Origin of the sequence: Mesorhizobium sp. WSM4976, from assembly GCF_029625685.1 — a bacterium.
Lineage (GTDB): Bacteria > Pseudomonadota > Alphaproteobacteria > Rhizobiales > Rhizobiaceae > Mesorhizobium.
Map to the genome: position 1 here is coordinate 109011 of NZ_JARTVT010000016.1, position 20930 is coordinate 129940.

Consider the following 20930-nt stretch of genomic DNA (forward strand, 5'->3'; position numbering starts at 1 on the left):
ACTGCCGCCATGACCAGCCCGGCCAGTCCGTCAGAAACGCGGGCCTTGATCATCGAGCGGCTCGTCGGCGACAGCGGCGAGGCGGCACAGGTGGTCGGCGCCGGCCGTGGCATGGCCGAGCGGGCGGTGCCGGTGCTGCAAAAGGCGCTCACCGCGGAACTCGGCGCGCCGGTGACCGTCGATCTGCAAGCGGTGGAGGTCGGCCGCGTTCCCGAGGCGCGTTCGCGCGCCGGCGATGCCTTCGCGCTGACCATCGTTTCCTCGCCGTCCTCGGCTGATGCCATGACGCTGGTGATGGATGCGCAGGCGGTCGCCGTCATGGTAAGCGCTTTGTTCGGCGGCGATCCCGACCAGCCGGTCGCGCCGATCGAGCGCGACCTGTCGCAGATCGAAGCCGATGTCGCCACCGCCGTGTTCCAGCAGGTTGCGATGGCTCTCAACGGATCCGGCAAACGCTCGCTCGACCTGCGCCTGCCGGTGCCGAGGGCCATGGCCGGCAACGAGGCGAGGCGGCGCGTGTTGCGCGACGGCGCCGCCGTGCGCATCGTCTTTGGCCTTTCCACGCCGTCCGACAGCGGCATGCTCACGGTGATGATCCCGCAGCGCCTGCTGCTCATCTCGCGTGACGGCGAAGCCGCCGCGGGCAAGGATGGCGAGGCCACAGAGTTCGACTGGCGGGCCCGCTTCTCCGAAGAGGTGATGCGCTCGACCGTCCGGCTCGATGCGACCATGCCGCTCGCCAGGCTGACGCTCGGCGACCTTGCCGCGTTCGCGCCCGGCCAGGTGATCGAATTCGAGGAGAAGGCGCAGCTCAACGCCAGACTCAGCGCCCGCGACAAGACATTGTTCGTCTGCGAGTTCGGCAAGCTCGGACAGAACTACACCGTCCGCATCCGCCATCCACATGATGCCGGGCAGGATTTCATCGACGGACTGATGCCGGGCTGACGCCAGACCCGGGATTTATGGAGACGACAGATGGCACAAACCAAGGCGGAAGCCGAACCCGACCAGCCCGACGAACAGCTCGACCGAGCCATCGAGGAACTGCGCGGCGTGCTGCGGGAGGAGGAAAAGCGCCCGGGCGACGCCTTTCAGTCGGGCCCCAATTCCTCGATCATCATGACCATTCCGGTCGACGTGCAGATCATCCTCGGCAGCACGGAGATGCCGGTCTCGGAACTGATGGCGCTGCAGAAGGGCTCCACGGTCGCGCTCAACCGCCGCATAGGCGAGCCCGTCGACGTGGTCGTCAACGGCCGCAACATCGCGCGTGGGGAGATCACGGTGCTGGAAAGCGATCCGACGCGCTTCGGCATCAGGCTCACCGAGATCATCGCCGCGGCGAAGAGCGCCTGACAATGGTCGGCGGGCGAACCAATCGGCAGCGAGGGCAACACGCATGACGACGGCGTTGGCGCTTACACGTCCGCAAAAGGCGGCAGCCATACTGGTGGCCATGGGCAAGCCCGCGGCCAGCCGGCTGCTCAAATTCTTCAAACAGGACGAACTGAAGGCGCTGATCGAGGGCGCGCGTCTCTTACGCACCATCCCGCAGGCCGATCTGGAGCGCATCGTGGCCGAGTTCGAGGCCGAGTTCACGGAGGGCGCGGGCCTGCTGGATTCGGCCGACCGGATGGATACGATCCTCAACGAATCGCTGTCGCCCGAAGAGATGAGCGCCATAATGGGCGAGAAGAAGTTCGAGCCGGTCGAGGAAGGGCCCGCGCCGATCTGGCCGGACCTCGAAAAGCTCGAACCGGCGCGGCTGGGCGCTTTCCTTGCAGGCGAGCATCCGCAGACGTCTGCGATGGTGCTTTCGAAGCTTGCGCCGCAGGCCGCCGCCAATGTTCTGCTCACCGTGGAAAAGCCGATGCGCAGCCAGATCATCAAGCGCATGGTGACGATGGCCAACATCCCGGACGTGGCATCCCGGATCGTCGAGAACCAGCTGCGCGCGAGCGTTCTGTCTCAGAAAGCCAGCAGGGACACCACGGCCGGGCAGGAACGCGTCGCGAGCATGCTCAACGAGATCGCGAAGCCGGAACTGGACGACCTAATGCAGGACCTGGAGGAAGCCGGCACGCCCGATCTCGCCGGCGTCAGGTCGCGGCTGTTCGCCTTCGACGATCTGCCGCTGCTGCCGCAGAAAGCCCGGGTTCTGCTGTTCGATGGGCTGTCGACCGAGCTCGTCACGCTGGCGCTTCGTGGCGCGTCGCCGGAACTGGCCGAATCGGCGCTGTCGGCGATCGGCGCGCGCTCGCGCCGCATGATCGAATCCGAGCTTGGACAAGGATCGGAAGGCATTGCGCTTGCCGACATAATGGCGGCCCGCAAGAGCATATCGAGCGCGGCCATCCGGTTGTCGCGCGAAGGGGCTTTCGAGCTGCCTTCGACGCAGACCGCCACCGCCGAAGCCGCCTGACGACACGGTCAGAGCCCCATGGCTGACGCGGTCGACAAGGATTCCAAAACCGAGGAAGCCACAGAAAAGAAGATCCGCGACACGATCGAACAGGGCAAGCTGCCCCATTCGCGCGAGACCGCGATCTTCGCGTCCTTCCTTGCCATCCTGGTTTTCGCGGTGTTCTACGCCAAGGACGCGATCGTCGATCTCGGCATGTTCCTTTCGACCTTCCTGGAAAAGCCGGAAGCCTGGCCGATGAGCACAGCGACCGACGTCATCTCGCTCTACCGGCAGGTGATGAGGGAGATCGGTCGCGCCGTCGTCAGCCTGCTGGTGCTCCTGACGATTGCCGGCATCGGCGCCTCGATCTTCCAGAACTTGCCGCAGATCGTCGGTGAACGCATCAGGCCGCAGCTGTCGCGCATCTCGATCGCAAAGGGCTGGAGCCGGATGTTCGGCGTGCAGGGCTGGGTCGAATTCCTGAAGTCGCTGGCCAAGCTTGGCTTCGCGATCGCGGTGCTGAGCTTCACGCTTTCGCAAGATCATCGCAAGCTGCTCGCCGGCATGATCACCAACCCAGTCTCGTTCGGGCTGGTGATACGCGGCATCTTCGTCGACATATTGGTGGCGATCGTTTTCGTCATGGGCCTGATCGCGGTGGTCGACATCGTCTGGTCGCGTTTCCACTGGCGGCGCGACCTGCGCATGACCAAGCAGGAAGTCAAAGACGAGCTGAAGCAGTCGGAAGGCGATCCGATCGTCAAGTCGCGGTTGCGCTCGCTGGCGCGCGACCGGGCACGCAAACGCATGATGGCGGCGGTGCCGCGCGCGACGCTGGTGATCGCCAACCCGACGCACTATTCGATCGCGCTGAAATATGTGCGTGGGGAGGATTCCGCCCCCATGGTGCTCGCCAAGGGGCAGGATCTGGTGGCGCTCAAGATCCGCGAGATCGCCAGGGAGAACAGCATCCCGATCTTCGAGGACGTGGCGCTTGCGCGCTCCATGTACAAGCAAGTTTCGGTTGATAGCGTGATCCCGTCGCAATTCTACCAGGCGGTCGCCGAGTTGGTGCGGATCGTCTACTCGAAGAAGGCCGCCCGCAAGGCAACCCAATGAACGGACGCCGCTAATCCATGGACCGGCAACCACACGCCAATTCCCGCGAGCTGATCGTCGCCAGCGCCATCGAGCCTGTTGTGGGCGAGTTGAGGCTCATCGACGTTGCCGACTATATCGCCTTCATCCGGCTCGAGCATTTCGCCTGCCTGTCTGATCTGGTGGATTCGGCCGCCGAGCTTTACTTCCGGCCTGGCACGCTGCGGCTCGGCCATGGCGGCGAGGCGCATGTCGACTGGAGCGGCAGTCCGCGCATCGTGCTTGATCTCGAACTCCGGCCGCGCGGAGTGACGGTCTATTTCCAATTGACGCTGACCGAGCGCGAGCCTTCCGTGGTGGTCAACTACGTGTCGTTCGAGAAGCCTGGAGAGACGCCCGAGCACAACACCGGGTTGCTCGAGGACGCCGTAGAGGAGGCCCGCATCCGCAGGACCGAGCCGCTGGCATTTCCGTAATGATTTGACTGCGCGCTAGGCTGACTTGCCGCAAAGCATTCGAAACGCCGTGTCTTGCCCTTATTCGATCAGGCCGAGCCGCAAGGCCTTGGCGACCGCCTGGTTGCGGTTGACCGCGTTGAGCTTCTGCGTCGACTGGGTGAGGTACTGGTTGGCGGTGTGCACCGAGAGCTTGAGAAGCTTGGCGATCTCTTCGCTGGTGTTGCCGTTGGCGGTTAGCTTCAGGCATTCGAGCTCGCGCTTGGAGATCGAGCGCGTCCTGCCGGTGTCGCCGGGGCGGATGCGGGCGACCGCCGCGAAGAGCGCGAAGGAGCGCGCGTGGATCTCGCAAAGCGTGTCGTCGGACAATGTGATCTCAGAGCCCAGGAATACGACCAGACCGCATTGACCGCGGTCCGCATGCACTGGAAGGGCGATGCCGTTGGTGCCCGGCGCCAGCGGCGCGGTCGGCTCTGCCCAGGCGAGCGACTGGAGGACCCGCCGCGATCCGGCGATGCCGTCGTCGGCCCACCAACGCGGCGCGGTCGAGATGCGGCTGTGGCGCACGACATCCTCGCCATTGGCGCCGGAGATGAATTTGGTCGCGACCGCGGTGCTCGGATAGTCGGAATCGAAGCACGCGACGAGGCGAGCGCGTTCGGCCGACGGGCTGACGAAATAGAGCCCGAAGCCCGATGCGTTGATGTCGACCGCGATCCAGCGGCAACGGCGCACGGCATCCGGAATGGTGGCCGCATGATGCGTCTCCGAGCCCAGCGAGAAGGCGCCGAAAGGATTGCGCTGATCGTTGAAAAGGGCGGCGGCCGCCTCTCTGGCCTGTGCGCGTTTCAAATGATGCCGCTCCTGATGGCCGTCGCGATCGCCATCGCGCGGTTCGAGGCCGCGAACTTCTGGATGGCGTGCGTGATGTAGCTGTTGACGGTGTTGGACGAGACGCCGAGGATGACGGCCACCTCGTCGGTGGTCTTGCCTTCCGAAACCCAGAACAGGCATTCGCGTTCGCGGTCCGACAACGGATCCTGCATGGACGCCGCCGCGATCAGCTGCGGAATGCTGGAAAGCGCATAGCAGCATTTGAGCTGCGCCTTCATCAGGGCCGTCAGGTCGATCTTGCCAGCCTCGCCGGCCGAGAACAGCACGAACAGGCGCTGCCGCCCGACATTGAGCCGCAGCGAATAGATTTCGGCATGGCCGAGCACGTCGAGCAGTCGGGCCTCCTCGCCAGTCAGCAATGCGCCGGCGTCGGGGGCGTGCGCCGCCACCAACGGCTTCGGGCGCACGCCCGGCGCCACGGTCAAGGGGCCTAGCGCCAGGTTGGCAATCAGCCTTTTGCCGATCAGCTCTATGGCATCGAAGATCCAGTTCGAGGAGACGATGCGGGCGTCGTTGCGGTCCTGGTCATGCACAATGGCGACCAGCATGTAGCTGTCGGCGCCGATATCGGCGGCAAGTTGCATGAAGAAACCGGTGAGATCGCCGCGGGACGTCAGGCGCGAGCCTGAAGCATCGGGTTGGAGAAGCGCGGCGGAACTGCTCATTTTAATTCTTGGGTTCTTGCCGGAATCGATCCTTGTGCCCGGTGCTGGCGAAGCCAACGGCCGGACCCGAAACACGTCACGTTTACGAAGACACACTCACGGGCGCGAACGGCGCCCAATCGCGCCGAATCCTTCTAGGGAACGCGAAACCGTCCGCGTCTGGTGCCGGCCTGGCGCCGGAACTTGAGACTTTGGGTGGTCGCCGCGCCCCCCGTGGACCGGCTGATTCGGGTCTAATCTACCCGCAGATGAATCCGACATCAAACGCGATTTGACAAAATCGAATCCGATAGACTCGCATTGCGACTCAGTAGCCGGTTTTCGCGTTGCTTGGCGGTGATTCCAAAGCCGAATGAGCCGATGATTTCCCGGCCGGGGTCGCAAAAAAAGACGCCCCCGGTTGCATTCGGGGACGTCTGCCTTTCGGTCGAAATGCGCTTTAGCGATCCTCGAAACCCGTCAGCACGCCGACGGCGTTAATGCCGATCTCTTCGACCGCATAGCCGCCTTCCATGACGAAGAGCGTCGGCAGACCCAGCTTGGCGATGCGGCGGCCGATTTTGGGATAATCCTCGCTCTTCAGCTTGAACTGGCTGATCGGGTCCTTCTCGAAGGTGTCGACGCCGAGCGACACGATGACGATGTCGGGCGCGTAGGCCGCCAGCTTGGCGCAGGCATCCTCCAGCGATGCGCTCCAGCCGTCCCAGTTTGTACCGAAGGGCATTGGATAATTGATGTTGAAACCTTCGCCTTCGCCTTCGCCGCGTTCGTCGGCGTGGCCGAGGAAGAACGGATATTCAACCATCGGATCGCCATGCAGATTGAGGACCTGGATGTCGCCGCGGCGATAGAAGATCTCCTGCGTGCCGTTGCCGTGGTGGTAGTCGACATCGAGGATCGACACGCGCCTGGCGCCCTGGTCGCGGAACCACTGCGCCACGACGGCGGCGTTGTTGATGAAGCAATAGCCGCCCATGAAGGCAGCACCCGCATGGTGGCCGGGCGGGCGGCAAAGCGCGAAGGCGGTGCGCTCGCCGCTCTTGACGAGGGCCGCCGCCGTCAGCGCAACATCGTAGGACGACTTGATCGCTGCCCAGGTGCCTTCTACGAAAGTGGCGCCGGCATCGAAGGAATAGTAGCCGAGCAAGGCGTCGATGCGCTTCGGCGGAACGTCGCCGCGCAGGCCGCGCGTCGGCCAGGTGAAGCCCATGGCCGAGCCCGTGAAACCGGCGGCTATCCATTCCGGCCAGACCGTCGGCAGGAAATCGATGTAGTGAGCATCATGCACGCGCTTGGCGGCGGCGAGGTCGTGCTCGACCGGTGCGATGATCGGCCCGAGCTTCTCGCTCTCCACCCGCGCCTTGATGAATTCGGCCCGCGACGGTTTCTCGAAGCCGGGCACGATGGCCGATGTGACCAGTTCCATCTGGCCGGAATGACCGGCGTGAAGTGGCGAAAAGACAGTTTTCATGGAATTCCCCTGGAAAGTGCGAAGTCGGTTGGAGCTGCGAATTCAGTCGAGGTTGAGATAGGGGGTCACGAGAGCCAGCCACATGGCTTCCACATCGTCCTCGATGAGGTCGAATGTCTTGCGATCCCGTTTCAGTCCGACAAGCCTGCAGGCGTGCCCGACCTCCATCATCACCAGGCCCAGCCGCTTGGCGGTCTTTTCCTCAAGCGCCGGGTTCACATGCTGCAGCCAGGCTGCGTAGAGGGCGATGATCTCCTTGTCGTATCCGTCCTGGATCGGCCTGAGGTCGGCGTTGCCGGAGATCGCCTCGATCACCGGCATCAGGGTCGCGTTGTCGAGATAGATCCGGGACGTGTCGATGAAGAGCTTGCGCACTTCTCGGCGAAACTCTTCGCGGTTGGTGGGTGGGGCGACTTTGATGCGCTTGGCGATCACCTCGGGAAAGGACGACAGCCAGCGCCTGCCGAGCTCGAGAAGGATGGCTTCCTTGTTGGGGAAATATTGGTAGACCGAACCGACAGAAAGGCCTGCGCGCTGCGCGATGGCGAGCGTCGTCGGGGTCTTGGTTCCTTGCTCGCGAGTCAGGATCAGCGCCGCGTCCAGAATCCTGTCGACCACCTTGCTCGACCGTTGCTGCCGCGGCTGCTTGCGCGGTTCGAGCGCTATCTTGGTCTTGCGGTCGAGACTGCGCTTCACTGCTCGTTGCCCCCGTTCCCCGCTCGGCCCCACCATCGGCGCGCGGTGCAGTCCACTATACATGCCAAATTCCGGCTGTTGACAAACGCGAATAAACAGTCGCATTCTTTATCCACGCTGTCTTCAACGATAACAAGGGGAATTTGGAAGACGGCGCATCGGCATCGACTTTTCGTCCACGGCGTCGCCCCGGCGGAGCGGCCGCCTTTGAGGCGGTGTGGTGTTGTCGGTCCCTCAGCAAAATGTGGAGTCGCGATGTCGGTTGGTGGTGCGGATCTGGTGGTCGTCAACGGCCGTATGCTGACCATGGACGATGACAATCCCACTGCTGAGGCTGTTGCCGTCAAGGACGGCGTCATCATCGCCATCGGCAACGGCGCTTCCATCGAAGAACTCAAAGGACCGGCGACAAAGATTGTCGACGCCCAGGGCAGCTCGGTGCTGCCGGGTTTCATCGAGGCGCATATGCACCTCTTCGGCGGCGCGGCCGAGCTCGACAACCTGCATCTGGCGGGCGTGCATGGCTTCGACGCGCTGCGCGACTCGATCCAGGATTTCGCCGCCAAGCGTCCCGACGCCCGGCTGCTGATCGGCGCCGGTGTCGACTACGCGATCCTGCCGGAGCCGGTGACCCGCCACGACCTCGACCGCATCATTCCCGACCGGCCTTTCGTTATGTCCGCATCCGACCACCATACGATGTGGGCGAACACCAAGGCGCTGGAAGAGGCTGGACTTCTGCATGGCAGGCAAGTCGGGCAGGGCAACGAGGTGGTCATGGGCGCCGACGGGCTTGCCGCCGGCGAGCTGCGCGAGGGCGAGGCGTTCGGTCCAGTCCTTGATCACTACGGAGCGAACCGGACACGGCTTGGCCTCGAAGGCGCCGAACCGAATCCTTATCCTTCCGCGGAGGAGCTCGCGGCCGATCGCGATCTGATGCATCGTGGCCTTGAATGGTGCGCCAAGCACGGCATCACCTCGATCCAGAACATGGACGGAAACCTCTACCAGCTCGAGCTGCTGGCCGGTCTGGAGAAAGAGGGAAGATTGCTTTGCCGCACCAAAATCCCGTTCCACTTCAAGAACTTCATGAAGCTGGACATGCTGGAAAAAGCCTCGCGGATGGCCGCGACTTACAAGTCAGAGTGGCTGTCCTCCGGCATGGTCAAGGTCTTCTATGACGGGGTGCTGGATTCCTGGACCGCGGTGATGGTCGACGACTATGCCGACCGTCCCGGCTGGCGCGGCGAGCCGCTGTTTTCGCCTGAACATTTCGCCGAAGTGGCGGTCGAGGCCGACAGGCGCGGGCTGCAGATCGCCGTGCATTCGATCGGCGACGGCGCGGTTCGCGCGGTGCTCGACGGCTATCAGGCGGCGGCGAAGAAGAACGGCAGGCGCGACAGCCGCCATCGCGTCGAGCATATCGAGGTCATCACGGCCTCCGACGTGCCACGCTTTGCCGAACTCGGCGTTCTTGCCTCGATGCAACCGCCGCACCCGCCTGGCGCCATGAACTTTCCCCTGGAGCCGACGATCTCGCGCATCGGTCGGGCGAAATGGCCGCTGAGCTACGCCTGGCGCACGTTGAAGAACGCCGGTGCGCGCGTCGTCTTCGCCTCCGACTGGCCCGTTTCACCGGTTGACCCGATACTGGGCATCCAGGCGGCGGTCATGCGCAAGCCTTGGGCGGAAGGCATGCCGGACCAGAGCTTCTCGTTGCGGGAAGCGATCCAGGGTTACACGGTCGAGGGCGCCTATGCGGAGTTCATGGAAGATCGCAAAGGTCGGCTGAAAACCGGCTACCTCGGCGATATCGTCGTCTTGTCGGCCGATATCGAGGCGACCGCGCCGGAAGTGCTGCACACGGTGCACCCGGTCACCACGATTTGTGGCGGCAAGATCACCTACCAGGCCTGAGGTGTGGGATGGGAATTGCGTTTGAAAATCAGGTAGCAGCTCCGCAGTTGCCAAGCCGCCCGGGTTGTGGTGACAATCAAACAGGAACACACCTGCCGAAAAGAGCAGGCTCTCTCAATGGGGTAATCGTGCCGGAACAACCTGGTAAGAACGCGATCGAAGTTCGCGGCGTTCGCAAGGTCTTTGGAACCGGCGAAAACCAGGTAGCCGCCCTCGACACAGTGTCGGTGTCGATCCGCGAGAACGAGTTTTTCACACTGCTCGGCCCGTCGGGATGCGGAAAGACGACGCTGCTGAGATTGATTGCCGGCTTCGATTTCCCGACCGCCGGCGAGATCCTGCTGCACGGCCAGGACATCGCACCGCTGCCACCCTTCAAACGCCCGGTCAACACCGTCTTCCAGAGCTACGCGCTCTTCCCGCATATGACGGTGGCGCAGAATATCGGCTTCGGGCTGGAAATGCTCGGCAAGCCGAAGGCGGAGATAGAGGCGCGCGTCGCCCAGATGCTGAAGCTGGTCAAAATGGAAGCGCTGAAGGCGCGCCGCACCAGCCAGATCTCGGGCGGCCAGCAGCAACGCGTGGCTCTGGCCCGGGCGCTAGCCCCACAGCCGAAGGTGCTGCTGCTCGACGAGCCCCTGTCGGCGCTGGACTACAAGCTGCGCAAGGAAATGCAAATCGAGCTGAAGCGGCTGCAGCACGAAACCGGCATCACCTTCATCTTCGTCACTCATGACCAGGAAGAAGCGCTGACCATGTCGGACCGCATCGCGGTCATGTCGGCCGGCAAAATCCTGCAGGTCGGCACGCCGCGCGACATCTACGACCGCCCGGCCGAGCGCTTCGTCGCCGATTTCATCGGCGAGACGAATTTCCTGCCCGGCACCGTGTTGTCGAAGCAGGCCGGCGTGGCGACTGTGAAGTTCGCCAGCAACGCCGCGATCGCGGCGGGCTATCCGGAGGGTTTCGATCCGACGGGCGAGGTCACGCTGGTGATTCGTCCCGAGCACGCCGATCTGGTGTCCGACCCCGCCAAGGGCACGATCACCGGCACGCTCTCCAACATCGTCTATTTCGGCACCGACACCCATTATCACGTGAAGCTCGACGGTGGCGAAAACTTCATCGTGCGGCATCAGAACAGCCGCTCGTCGCCAGTGACCTACGAGACAGGTGCCAAGGTCGGCATCCAGTTCGAGGAGGGCGCCGCCCGCGTCCTGAAAGACTGATGACGACAGCAACGCTCTCCCCGACCGACCTCTCCAAGGCCGCGTTGTTCGAAGCCCAGGCGGTGAAAACCAGCGCGCGGCGAAACCGCCTTTTGTCGCTGCCGGCGCTGATCATCATCGGCGTTTTCGGCGTCCTGCCGCTTGTCATCATCTGCGTCTATTCGTTCCTCGTCGCCGCGCCCTATGGTGGCGTGCAATGGCAGTTCTCGACCGACGCCTATCTGAACTTCATGTTCCAGCGCGACATATTCGACGACACGCTGCAGTTCACGCCTGACTTCCTGATCATCTACCTTCGCTCCTTCCTGTTCGCGGTGGTGACGACGGTGATCTGCCTACTGCTCGGTTTTCCGACCGCTTATTTCATGGCCACGCGGCCGCCGGCGCAGCGCAACTGGTGGGTGCTGCTGATCACCATCCCGTTCTGGTCGAACCTTCTGGTCCGCACGCTGGCGATCATGTTCATCATCCGCGACGAGGGCCTGATCAACAACGCGCTGCTGGCGCTCGGCGTGATCGATAAGCCGATCACGATGCTCTACACCAACTTCGCCATCCAGCTCGGGCTGCTCTACGCCTTCCTGCCGTTCATGGTGCTGCCGCTCTATTCGAGCCTGGAGAAGCTCGACTTCCGGCTGGTCGAAGCAGCCTATGACCTCTACGCGACGCGCCGGCAGGTGCTGTGGCGGGTGATCATTCCGCTGTCCAAGCCCGGCATCATCGCCGGATGCCTGCTCGTCTTCATCCCGGCGCTCGGCGCCTATGTGACGCCGCTCATCCTTGGCGGCGGCATCCACCTGATGATCGGCGACCTGATCGCGCAGCAGTTCGGATCGGGGCGCAACTGGCCGCTCGGCTGCGCGCAGGCGCTGATCCTGATGGCCGCTGTGCTGGTTGCGCTTTACTTCTATGTCCGCAACACGTCGGGCAAGGTGCAGCATGGCTGAGCCTCGCGTCACGGATATCAAGGACCAGCCGGGCTTCCGCACGATCGCTATCATCTGCCTGCTGGTGCTCTATGTGCCGGTGCTGATCCTGATGGTCTTCTCGCTCAACAGCGGTTCACTGGTCACGCATTGGGAAGGCGTCACGCTCGGCTGGTACGGTACCGCGTTCCTTAACGAGGAATTCCATGCTGCTGCGCGCAACACGCTGATCATCTCGGTGACCGCGACGATCGTCTCGACGATCTGCGCGACGCTAGCGGCGATCGGCATGACCCGGGTAAAGCCGTGGCGCGGGCTCGCCGCGGCGTTCATGGTCATCAACCTGCCGCTGATGGTGCCGGAGATCATCACGGCGGTCGCGACGCTCTCCTTCTTCGCGCTGATCGCCGGCGCGTTCGGGCTGAACTTCGGCATAGGCAATCTGATCCTCGCCCACACCGTGTTCTGCATCCCCTTCGCCTATATGCCGATCAGGGCGCGGCTCGAAGACATGGACCTCACGCTCGAAAACGCCGCGGCCGATCTTTACGCCACGCCGTGGAATGCCTTCAAGCGCATCACGCTGCCACTCCTGGTTCCCGGCATCATGTCGGGCGCGGCGTTGGCTTTCATCGTATCATTCGACGATTTCACCATCACGCAGCTCGTCGCCGGCCCCGGCCAGACGACGCTGCCGCTTTACATCTGGAACCAGATCCGGCGGCCGATGACACCGGAGATCAATGCCATCTCCACCATTTTGCTGCTGGTATCGATCCTGTTCGTCTCGGTCTCGTTCCTGATTGCGCGTCGACGCGCCAAATGAGCTCCAACACACAACAATGGGAAGGCAAGGAGAACATAAAATGTCTGCAAAACTGATGGCGGCCGTTTCCGCGGCCGTGCTTTTATGGGCAGTGCCGGCGCTCGCCGACGGCGAACTGCATATCTACAATTGGGGCGACTACACCAACCCCAAGCTGATCGACAAGTTCCAGAAGCAATACAACATCAAGGTGACGCTGGACGACTACGACTCCAACGAAACCATGCTGTCCAAGGTGCGCGCGGGCAATTCCGGCTACGACATCGTGGTGCCGTCCGACTACACCGTGAAGATCATGGTCGAAGAGGGCCTGCTCGAAAAGACCGAGCCGAACGCAATGCCGAACGGCAAGAACATCGATCCGCGCTTCGTCGACGTCTATTGGGACAAGGGCCGCCACTACACCGCGCCCTGGCAGTTCGGCACGACGACTTTCTCCGTCAACATGGACAAGTTCAAAGGCGACATCGATACGCTGGCAATCCTTTTCAACCCGCCGGATGCGTTGAAGGGGCAGATCAACATGCTCGACGACGTCAATACCGTCATGCACGCGGCCGAGCGTTATGCTGGGGTGCCGCGCTGCGGCGCCGACAAGGCCAATCTGAAAAAGGTGAACGACATCCTCACGGCTGCCAAGCCTTCCTGGAAAACATTCAGCTATGACACCATCACCAAGATCACTTCCGGCGACGTGATCGTGACCGAACAGTGGAATGGCGCTGCCTATCGCTCGCGCCAGAAGATTCCGGCCATCAAATATGCCTATCCCAAGGAAGGCGTGGAGGGCTGGATGGACAACGTCGCGGTGCTGAAAGGCGCCAAAAATCTGGAGAACGCCAAGCTCTTCCAGGATTTCGTCATGGCGCCGGAAAACGCGGCGTTGATTTCGGAGTTCGCGGGCTACGACAACGGCATCGCCGGTAGCCACAAGTTCCTGCCGCCTGAATTTGCCAACTCACCGGAAATCAGCCCGCCGGCCGGCTCGCCGACGCCTGAATTCGTCCAGCCATGCCCGCCTGACGTGGTGGAGATCTACAACAAGATCTGGACCAACCTGCGCAAATAATCCCGCGCAAACGCATGAAGGAGGGGAGGCTCCGGCCTCCCTTTCTTATGACTGCTTCTGGCATACCGTCCGAGAGCCGCTCACGCACCTTGGGCGCCATCCATCGGGGAGGAAAACTTGTCGTCCTATCGCAACTCCGATCCGCGGCCGCCGATCATGCAGGGCTCGCCGCCGAAGCTGGTCCCTCCGAAGCTCGATTGGGACCGCGGCCCTTGGAATCGCTGGGCCTTCCAGCACATCCGCGAGGTCCTGCCGACCGTCGAGGTCTGGCGCGGCAGCGGCCATCGCCATCGCCTGGAGCGGGTGGAGGTCGATCTCGACAATCTGCCGGTGGTCGACAGCAAGGGTGGCCCAACCACACTTGCCGGCCTGCTGGACGAAACCTATGCCGACGGCTTCCTGGTGCTGAAGGACGGCAAGGTCGCCTATGAGCGCTATTTCAACGGCATGGACGAGCGCTCGCTGCATCTGTCGCAGTCGATGGCGAAGTCGGTGACCGGATCGGTGTTTGGCATCCTGGTCGGGCGCGGCCTGATCGACCCGGCCAAACTGGTGACCGATTATCTCCCGGAGCTCGGCGAGACTGCCTGGGCCGGCGCCACCGTGCAGCACGTGCTCGACATGACGACGGGCGTGCGTTTCTCGGAAGAATACACCGATCGCTATTCCGAAATCGGCCAGGTCGATGTCGCCAGCGGCTGGAAACCGGTGCCGCCGGGCAGCGATCCCAATTTCCAGTGGCCGGCGCATATGTTCGAGCTGATCCTGCGGCTGAGGGACAAGGTGCGCCCGCATGGCGAGGCCTTCGAATACCGCTCGATCGAGACCGATGTGCTCGCCTTTATCATGGAGCGCGTGACCGGCACGCGCTTGGCGCAGCTTGTCTCGGAAGAACTCTGGCAAAAGCTCGGCGCCGACGAGAGCGCCTGTTTCACGGTCGACAGTGCCGGCTATGCACTGGCCGAGGGCGGCTTCAACGCGACGTTGCGCGACTATGGCCGCTTCGGCCAGCTGATCCTCGACAATGGCGGCGGCGTGATCCCGGCCGAGTGGATCGAGGCCACGCGCGCCGGCAAGCACGGGCCGAATTTCAATCCGAGCCTGCCGGAGGGCAGCTATCATAACCAGTTCTGGATCGAGGATCCGCGCTCGCGCTCGCTGATGTGCCGCGGTGTGTTCGGGCAGTTGATCCATATCGATTGGGACAACAGGATGGTCGTGGTGAAGCTTTCGACCTATCCGGATTTCACCAACAAAGCCTATTCGGTGGCGACGCTGAAGGCCGTGCATGCCATCGCCGCCGCATTGGCCTGAACACCCCAAAATAGCAACCGTGAGAGCATCATGACCGGCAAAACCGCGTTCGAGACCCAATACGGCTTTGCTCGCAAGGATGTGCGGCTTGAGACCTGGCGGCTGGCGCCGTTCAACCGATGGTCGTTCCAGAATGTCGGCGAACTGGTGCCGAGCGCGCATGTCCCGGCGGCGCCCGGCGGCGAGGAGCAGGCGAAATCCCTGGAATCGCTGCTTGCGGAGAACATCTCGTTCGCTGGTGGCAGCGAACCCGTCGAGAGCTTCTTGAAGCGCTCCGATACGGACGGGCTCACGATCCTGAAAGGCGGCAAGCTGGTCGGCGACTGGTCGGCACCGCATATGCCGTTCGGCTCCCGCCACATCATCTTTTCGATCAGCAAGTCGGTGACGGCGATCCTGGCAGGCATACTGGAAGGCGAGGGGGTGTTCGACCCCAACGCGCCGGTGACGCGCTACATGCCTGAAGCCAAGGGCTCGGCCTATGGCGATGCGAGCGTGCGAAATGTGCTCGACATGACGGTGAGCCTCGATTTCGAGGAAGCTTATCTCGATCCGGAAAGCGCGTTTGCCCGTTATCGCCGTTCGACCTTGTGGAATCCGGGTGGCGGGTCGGAGAGCCTCGCGACTTTCCTGCTGACGCTGCAGCGTCTTTCTGAGCCGCACGGACAGACCTATCGCTACCGCTCGCCCAATTCGGACATGCTGGGCATCCTGGTGGAGCGGGCATCGGGCAAGCGTGTCAGCCAGTTGCTCAGCGAAAAACTGTGGCTGCCGCTGGGCGCCGCGAGCGAAATGTCGGTGACAGTCGACATGGAAGGCACGGCGCGCACCGCCGGCGGCATGTCGATGACGCCGCGCGATCTCGCCCGTATCGGCGAGATGATGCGGCAGGGCGGCACGGCGAACGGCCGCCGCATCATCCCGGAAGCCTGGGTACGCGACACGGTTTCCACCGGCGGCAGCCATGAAGCCTGGCAGCGCGGCACGATGGCTTTCCTGTTCCCCAAAGGCCGCTACCGCAACAAATGGTATCAGACCGGCCATGACAGCGGCGCCTTTTGCGGCATCGGCATTCACGGCCAGTGGCTATACGTCAATCCGAAGACAGAAGTGGTCATCGCCAAAATGTCGTCGCAGCCGGAGCCGGTAGACGACAAGCTGGATGAGGACATTGTGGCGTTCTTCGAGGCGTTGAGCCGGATGGTTTGAGTCGACCAGAGCTGGTCCAAGGGCTGTTTTTCTGTGGACCCTCGGCGCATGATGAAACCGTTGCGGTTGGCGTAGCAGCTCTCCCGGCCTATGGTCGCCCCTCTTTTCGACAGGGATCGGCATGGCATCGGACATCAAGCGCATCGCAGCAGTCATCGCGGCCGAGATCGGCGCGCGGCCGGAGCAGGCGGCGGCGGCGATCGGGCTGCTGGACGAAGGCGCGACGGTCCCGTTCGTGGCCCGCTATCGCAAGGAAGTCACCGGCGGGCTCGACGATACGCAGTTGCGCGATCTTTCCGAGCGGCTCGCCTATCTGCGCGAGCTCGACGCGCGGCGCGAGACGATCGTCAGTTCCATCCGCGAGCAGGGCAAGCTGACCGAGGAATTGGCAGCCAAGATAGCGGCGGCCGCCACAAAGGCGGAACTGGAAGACATCTATCTTCCCTACAAGCCGAAGCGCCGCACCAAGGCCGAGATCGCCAGGGAGCGTGGCCTCGGGCCGCTCGCCGAGGCGATCCTTGCCGATCGCTCGAAAGTACCGGCCGAGCTGGCGCTCGCCTATGTCACGGAAGAGGTGGCGGATGCCAAGGTGGCGCTCGAGGGCGCGCGCGACATCCTGTCGGAGCAGTTCGCCGAGAACGCCGATCTGGTCGGCAAGCTGCGCGCCTATATGAAGGAACGCGCCTTCCTGCGCGCAAAAGTCGTCGACGGAAAGCAGGAGGCCGGCGCGAAGTTCTCCGACTATTTTGATCATGTCGAGCGCTGGGCGGGCGTGCCAAGCCACCGCGCTCTAGCCATGCTGCGCGGCCGCAACGAAGAGGTTCTGTCGCTCGACATCGAGGTCGATGCGGACGATCAATCGCCGGTGAAGCCGGTCGAGCGCATGATCGCCAATGCCTATGCGATCGGCGGCAGCCTGCCCGGTGACAAATGGCTGATGGAGGTCGCCGGCTGGACCTGGCGGATAAAACTGTCCCTGCACCTGACGCTCGATCTGATGCGCGATCTGCGCGAGCGCGCCGAGGAAGAGGCGATCCATGTCTTCGCCCGCAATCTGAAGGATCTGCTGCTTGCCGCTCCCGCCGGCTCGCGGCCGACGATGGGTCTCGATCCGGGTATTCGCACCGGCGTCAAGGTGGCGGTGGTGGACGGCACCGGCAAGCTGGTGGCGACAACGACAGTCTATCCCTTCCCGCCGAAGAACGACGTGCGCGGCACGCAGTCCGAACTCGCAGCGCTTATCCGCGAGCATAAGGTCGAGCTGATCTCGATCGGCAACGGCACCGGCAGCCGCGAGACCGAGAAGCTGGTGACCGACATGCTGTCGGACCTGCCAGCCGGCGCCGGGCCGAAGCCGCTCAAAGTTATCGTCAGCGAGGCTGGTGCCTCGGTCTATTCAGCTTCGGCCACGGCTGCTGCGGAGTTCCCAGGCCTGGATGTCTCGCTGCGCGGCGCGGTGTCGATCGCCCGACGCCTGCAGGATCCGTTGGCCGAGCTGGTCAAGATCGAGCCGAAGTCGATCGGCGTCGGCCAGTACCAGCACGATGTCGACCAATACCGGCTCGGGCGCTCGCTGGAGGCGGTGGTGGAGGACGCGGTGAACGCCGTCGGCGTCGATCTCAACACGGCGTCGGCGCCGCTCTTGGCCCGTGTGTCGGGGCTCGGGCCGTCGCTCGCCGAGGCGATCGTCGCGCATCGCGACGCGGCCGGGCCGTTTGCCAGCCGCAAGGACCTGCTCAAGGTGTCGCGGCTCGGGCCGCGCGCGTTCGAGCAAAGCGCCGGCTTCCTGCGCATCCCGAACGGCTCGGAGCCGCTCGACGCGTCCTCGGTGCACCCGGAAGCCTACGGCGTGGCAAAGAAGATCGTTGCCGCCTGCGGCCGCGACGTGCGCGCATTGATGGGCGACAGCGCCGCGCTCAAGGCGCTGGATCTACGCGTATTCGTCGATGAGCGCTTCGGCCTGCCGACGGTGCGCGACATCATCGCCGAGCTGGAAAAGCCCGGACGCGATCCGCGCCCCGGCTTCAAGACTGCGACCTTCGCGGAAGGGGTGGACGACATCAAGGATTTGAAACCAGGCATGCTGCTCGAAGGCACCGTCACCAATGTCGCGGCCTTCGGCGCCTTCGTCGATATCGGCGTGCACCAGGACGGGCTGGTGCATGTCTCGCAACTCGCCGACCGCTTCATCAAGGACGCGCATGAGGTGGTGAAGGCCGGCGACGTGGTGAAAGTGCGTGTCGTCGATGTCGACATCAAGCGCAAGCGCATTGGATTATCGATGCGCAAGGACGGTGGCGAGGGCGGGGCGCCCCGTGGCGGCCAGCGCGACCACGGTCGCGGCAAGCCGGCGCCGCGATCTCAGGCGCCACAACGCCAGCCGGAGCGGCCTTCGCAGGGCGCGTTCGGGGCCGCGCTCGCGGAGGCGATGAAGCGCAAGTAGCTACCAGGCGAGGACAGCCGGCTCCTTGCCGATCTGGCCCAGCAGCCAGTCGCGAAAACTGGCGACCGGCGGGTGGCCGCGCTTGTCGTGCGGCACGATCAGATAATAGGCGCTGCGGCTCTGCATTGGTTCGCCGGGCGCCGGCACCAACTGGCCGCGCTGCAATTCGCCTGAGATCAGGATTTCCGGAAGCAGCGCGACGCCAAGCCCGGCCATGCAAGCCTGGGCGACCGTGCCGAACTGCTCGAACTGCATCCCGGGCCCGGTCGGCGCCTCGAGCCCCTGATGCTCGAACCATTCGCTCCAGGCGCCGGGACGGGTCGCCATATGCAGCAGCGGCAGGCGGCTAATGTCGGCCGCTGTGGCGATCGCGCGAGCAGCGAGAAACTCGGGTGAAACCACCGGCACCACGGTTTCGCGCGTCAAGAGTGTGCAGTCGGCGTCCGGCCAGTCGGGCATGCCGTGATGAATGGCGGCGTCGAGCCTCTCGCGGGCGAAGTCGAACCGGCCGATGCGGGTGGCGAAGTTGATCGTGATGTCAGGGTGGCGGGCGACGAAATCCGGGATCAGGGGCATCAGCCATCGCGTGCCGAAGGTCGGCAGGATGGCAAGATTGAGAACGCCGCTATGCCGATTGCTCATCAATCCGAGCGCAGCGTCGCGCAACTGGCCAAGTGCGGAACGTACCGCTTCGGCGTAGGTCTCGCCGGCCGCCGACAGCCGGACATTGCGGCTGTCGCGCTCGAAAAGCCGGCGACCGAACTGCTCTTCTAGCATATTTATCTGCCGACTGACCGCGCCCTGGGTCAGGTCGAGCTCGCGAGCCGCTGCAGTGAAGGAGCCGAGCCGTGCCACGGCCTCAAAGGCGGCAAGCGCGGCGGTGCTGGGCAAGAGGCGGCGCTGGGCGTTCATGATCCATTACTAACGCTCATTGATCCGCGATGCAATTTCGTTTGATTTTTTGCATGTGGAGGCCGATAAGCCGGGCACCTAAGAAATTGCCGGGAGAGCAGGCATGGCCGCCGAGAAGAATGCCTTTGTGTGGAACGATCCTTTCCTGATCGAGGACCAACTGTCCGAGGATGAGCGCATGGTGCGCGACGGCGCAGCCGCCTTCGCGGCCGACAAGCTGGCGCCGCGGATCGAGGAGGCTTACGCAGACGAGAAGACCGACCCCTCGATCTTCCGCGAGATGGGCGAGGCGGGCCTGCTCGGCATCACCATTCCGGAGGAATATGGCGGTCTTGGCGCCGGATACGTGACCTACGGCCTGGTGGCGCGCGAGGTCGAGCGCATCGATTCCGGCTACCGCTCGATGATGAGCGTGCAGTCCTCGCTTGTGATGTATCCGATCCATGCCTATGGCTCGGAAGCGCAGCGCAAGAAATACCTGCCGAAGCTGGCGTCGGGGGAATGGATCGGCTGCTTCGGTCTGACCGAGCCGGATGCCGGCTCCGATCCGGGCGGCATGAAGACGCGCGCCGAAAAGACGGCGAACGGCTACAAGCTCTCCGGCTCCAAGATGTGGATTTCCAACGCGCCGATCGCCGACGTGTTCGTCGTTTGGGCGAAGTCGGCCGCGCATGACAACCAGATTCGCGGCTTCATTCTGGAAAAGGGCATGAAGGGGCTTTCGGCGCCGAAGATCGGCGGCAAACTCAGCCTCCGCGCCTCGATCACCGGCGAAGTGGTGATGGAAGGCGTCGAGGTCGGCGAAGAGGCGCTGCTGCCCAACGCCAGGGGCCTCGGCGGTCCGTTCGGCTGCCTGAACCGGGCGCGCTATGGCATTTCCTGGGGCGCTATGGGCGCCGCCGAGGATTGCTGGCACCGGGCGCGGCAATACGGCCTCGATCGCAAGCAGTTCGGCAAGCCGCTCGCCGGCACGCAGCTCTTCCAGAAGAAGCTCGCCGACATGCAGACGGAGATCGCGCTCGGCCTGCAGGGCTCATTGCGCGTCGGCCGGCTGATGGACGAAGGCAAGATGGCGCCGGAGATGATCTCGATCGTCAAGCGCAACAATTGCGGCAAGGCGCTCGACATCGCCCGCCAGGCCCGCGACATGCATGGCGGCAACGGCATCCAGATCGGCTACCACGTCATGCGCCATGCGCAGAACCTGGAGACGGTGAACACCTATGAAGGCACGCATGACGTGCATGCGCTGATCCTCGGAAGGGCGCAGACCAGCATCCAGGCGTTTTTCTGAGCCGGCACGCTGCTTAAATTAGGTGCAGCGCAACATCTCTGCTTGGAGAATGGCCAGCATTTATGTCAGGGTTCGGCGGATTGAAACGCCGAACTCCGGGGCACC

The 20930-nt window shown here is 63.6% G+C and carries 19 protein-coding genes; 14 read left to right on the forward strand and 5 right to left on the reverse strand.

Annotated elements, in window-relative coordinates; translation table 11 throughout:
• Positions 1-9 precede the first annotated feature (9 nt).
• From P9272_RS20285 to P9272_RS20305, 5 genes are read left to right on the forward strand one after another with little or no spacing between them, the layout of a single operon-like run.
• Complete coding sequence (locus P9272_RS20285; RefSeq protein WP_278161915.1) at positions 10-948, forward strand: FliM/FliN family flagellar motor switch protein; 939 nt, start codon at positions 10-12, stop codon at positions 946-948.
• Positions 949-978: 30 nt separating this feature from the next.
• Positions 979-1359 carry a flagellar motor switch protein FliN gene (fliN, locus tag P9272_RS20290; protein ID WP_278161916.1) on the forward strand — a complete coding sequence of 127 codons (381 nt, stop codon included), beginning with the start codon at positions 979-981 and terminating at the stop codon, positions 1357-1359.
• A 43-nt stretch (positions 1360-1402) separates the two neighbouring features.
• The gene (locus P9272_RS20295; RefSeq protein WP_128256001.1) at positions 1403-2425 is read left to right on the forward strand and encodes a flagellar motor switch protein FliG; all 1023 of its coding nucleotides are present in this window, start codon (positions 1403-1405) and stop codon (positions 2423-2425) included.
• An 18-nt stretch (positions 2426-2443) separates the two neighbouring features.
• On the forward strand, positions 2444-3526 hold the full coding sequence (gene flhB / locus P9272_RS20300; RefSeq protein WP_278161917.1) for a flagellar biosynthesis protein FlhB: 1083 nt from the start codon (positions 2444-2446) through the stop codon (positions 3524-3526).
• A gap of 17 nt (positions 3527-3543) precedes the next feature.
• On the forward strand, positions 3544-3981 hold the full coding sequence (locus P9272_RS20305; protein WP_278161918.1) for a hypothetical protein: 438 nt from the start codon (positions 3544-3546) through the stop codon (positions 3979-3981).
• 60 nt (positions 3982-4041) lie between these two features.
• Here P9272_RS20305 and P9272_RS20310 read toward each other — a convergent pair whose 3' ends face one another.
• The 4 genes from P9272_RS20310 to P9272_RS20325 form a co-directional block, all read right to left on the reverse strand.
• Positions 4042-4812, reverse strand: a complete 771-nt coding sequence (locus P9272_RS20310; protein ID WP_278161920.1) for a helix-turn-helix transcriptional regulator — start codon at positions 4810-4812, stop codon at positions 4042-4044.
• Positions 4809-5519, reverse strand: a complete 711-nt coding sequence (locus P9272_RS20315; RefSeq protein WP_278161921.1) for a LuxR family transcriptional regulator — start codon at positions 5517-5519, stop codon at positions 4809-4811. Before P9272_RS20315 ends, P9272_RS20310 begins: the two co-directional genes overlap by 4 nt.
• 439 nt (positions 5520-5958) lie before the next feature.
• On the reverse strand, positions 5959-6990 hold the full coding sequence (locus P9272_RS20320) for a histone deacetylase family protein (protein ID WP_278161922.1): 1032 nt from the start codon (positions 6988-6990) through the stop codon (positions 5959-5961).
• Positions 6991-7032: 42 nt separating this feature from the next.
• Positions 7033-7749, reverse strand: coding sequence for a TetR/AcrR family transcriptional regulator (locus P9272_RS20325; RefSeq protein WP_278161923.1), 717 nt, complete (start codon positions 7747-7749; stop codon positions 7033-7035).
• Between the two features lie 192 nt (positions 7750-7941).
• On the opposite strand from P9272_RS20325, the gene P9272_RS20330 reads away from it, so the two are divergent.
• The 8 genes from P9272_RS20330 to P9272_RS20365 all read left to right on the forward strand — a co-directional run bounded on the left by P9272_RS20330 (position 7942) and on the right by P9272_RS20365 (position 18619).
• Complete coding sequence (locus tag P9272_RS20330) at positions 7942-9603, forward strand: amidohydrolase (protein WP_278161924.1); 1662 nt, start codon at positions 7942-7944, stop codon at positions 9601-9603.
• A gap of 128 nt (positions 9604-9731) precedes the next feature.
• Positions 9732-10832 (forward strand): ABC transporter ATP-binding protein, encoded by a 1101-nt coding sequence (locus P9272_RS20335; RefSeq protein ID WP_278161925.1) that lies wholly within the window; start codon positions 9732-9734, stop codon positions 10830-10832.
• Entirely contained in the window at positions 10832-11779 is a 948-nt protein-coding gene (locus tag P9272_RS20340; RefSeq protein WP_128255993.1) for an ABC transporter permease, read from the forward strand. The genes P9272_RS20335 and P9272_RS20340 overlap by 1 nt, the downstream gene beginning before the upstream one ends.
• On the forward strand, positions 11772-12584 hold the full coding sequence (locus P9272_RS20345) for an ABC transporter permease (RefSeq protein ID WP_278161926.1): 813 nt from the start codon (positions 11772-11774) through the stop codon (positions 12582-12584). The genes P9272_RS20340 and P9272_RS20345 overlap by 8 nt, the downstream gene beginning before the upstream one ends.
• A gap of 40 nt (positions 12585-12624) precedes the next feature.
• Entirely contained in the window at positions 12625-13653 is a 1029-nt protein-coding gene (locus P9272_RS20350) for an extracellular solute-binding protein (protein ID WP_278161927.1), read from the forward strand.
• Positions 13654-13770: 117 nt separating this feature from the next.
• The gene (locus P9272_RS20355) at positions 13771-14967 is read left to right on the forward strand and encodes a serine hydrolase (RefSeq protein WP_278161928.1); all 1197 of its coding nucleotides are present in this window, start codon (positions 13771-13773) and stop codon (positions 14965-14967) included.
• A 30-nt stretch (positions 14968-14997) separates the two neighbouring features.
• The gene (locus P9272_RS20360; protein ID WP_278161929.1) at positions 14998-16176 is read left to right on the forward strand and encodes a serine hydrolase; all 1179 of its coding nucleotides are present in this window, start codon (positions 14998-15000) and stop codon (positions 16174-16176) included.
• 121 nt (positions 16177-16297) lie between these two features.
• The gene (locus tag P9272_RS20365) at positions 16298-18619 is read left to right on the forward strand and encodes a Tex family protein (RefSeq protein ID WP_278161930.1); all 2322 of its coding nucleotides are present in this window, start codon (positions 16298-16300) and stop codon (positions 18617-18619) included.
• Here the strand turns inward: P9272_RS20365 and P9272_RS20370 are convergent, their stop codons facing one another.
• Complete coding sequence (locus P9272_RS20370; RefSeq protein ID WP_278161931.1) at positions 18620-19531, reverse strand: LysR family transcriptional regulator; 912 nt, start codon at positions 19529-19531, stop codon at positions 18620-18622.
• A 103-nt stretch (positions 19532-19634) separates the two neighbouring features.
• Between P9272_RS20370 and P9272_RS20375 the strand changes: the two genes are divergently transcribed.
• The gene (locus P9272_RS20375; RefSeq protein WP_278161932.1) at positions 19635-20825 is read left to right on the forward strand and encodes an acyl-CoA dehydrogenase; all 1191 of its coding nucleotides are present in this window, start codon (positions 19635-19637) and stop codon (positions 20823-20825) included.
• The last annotated feature ends 105 nt before the right edge of the window (positions 20826-20930 follow it).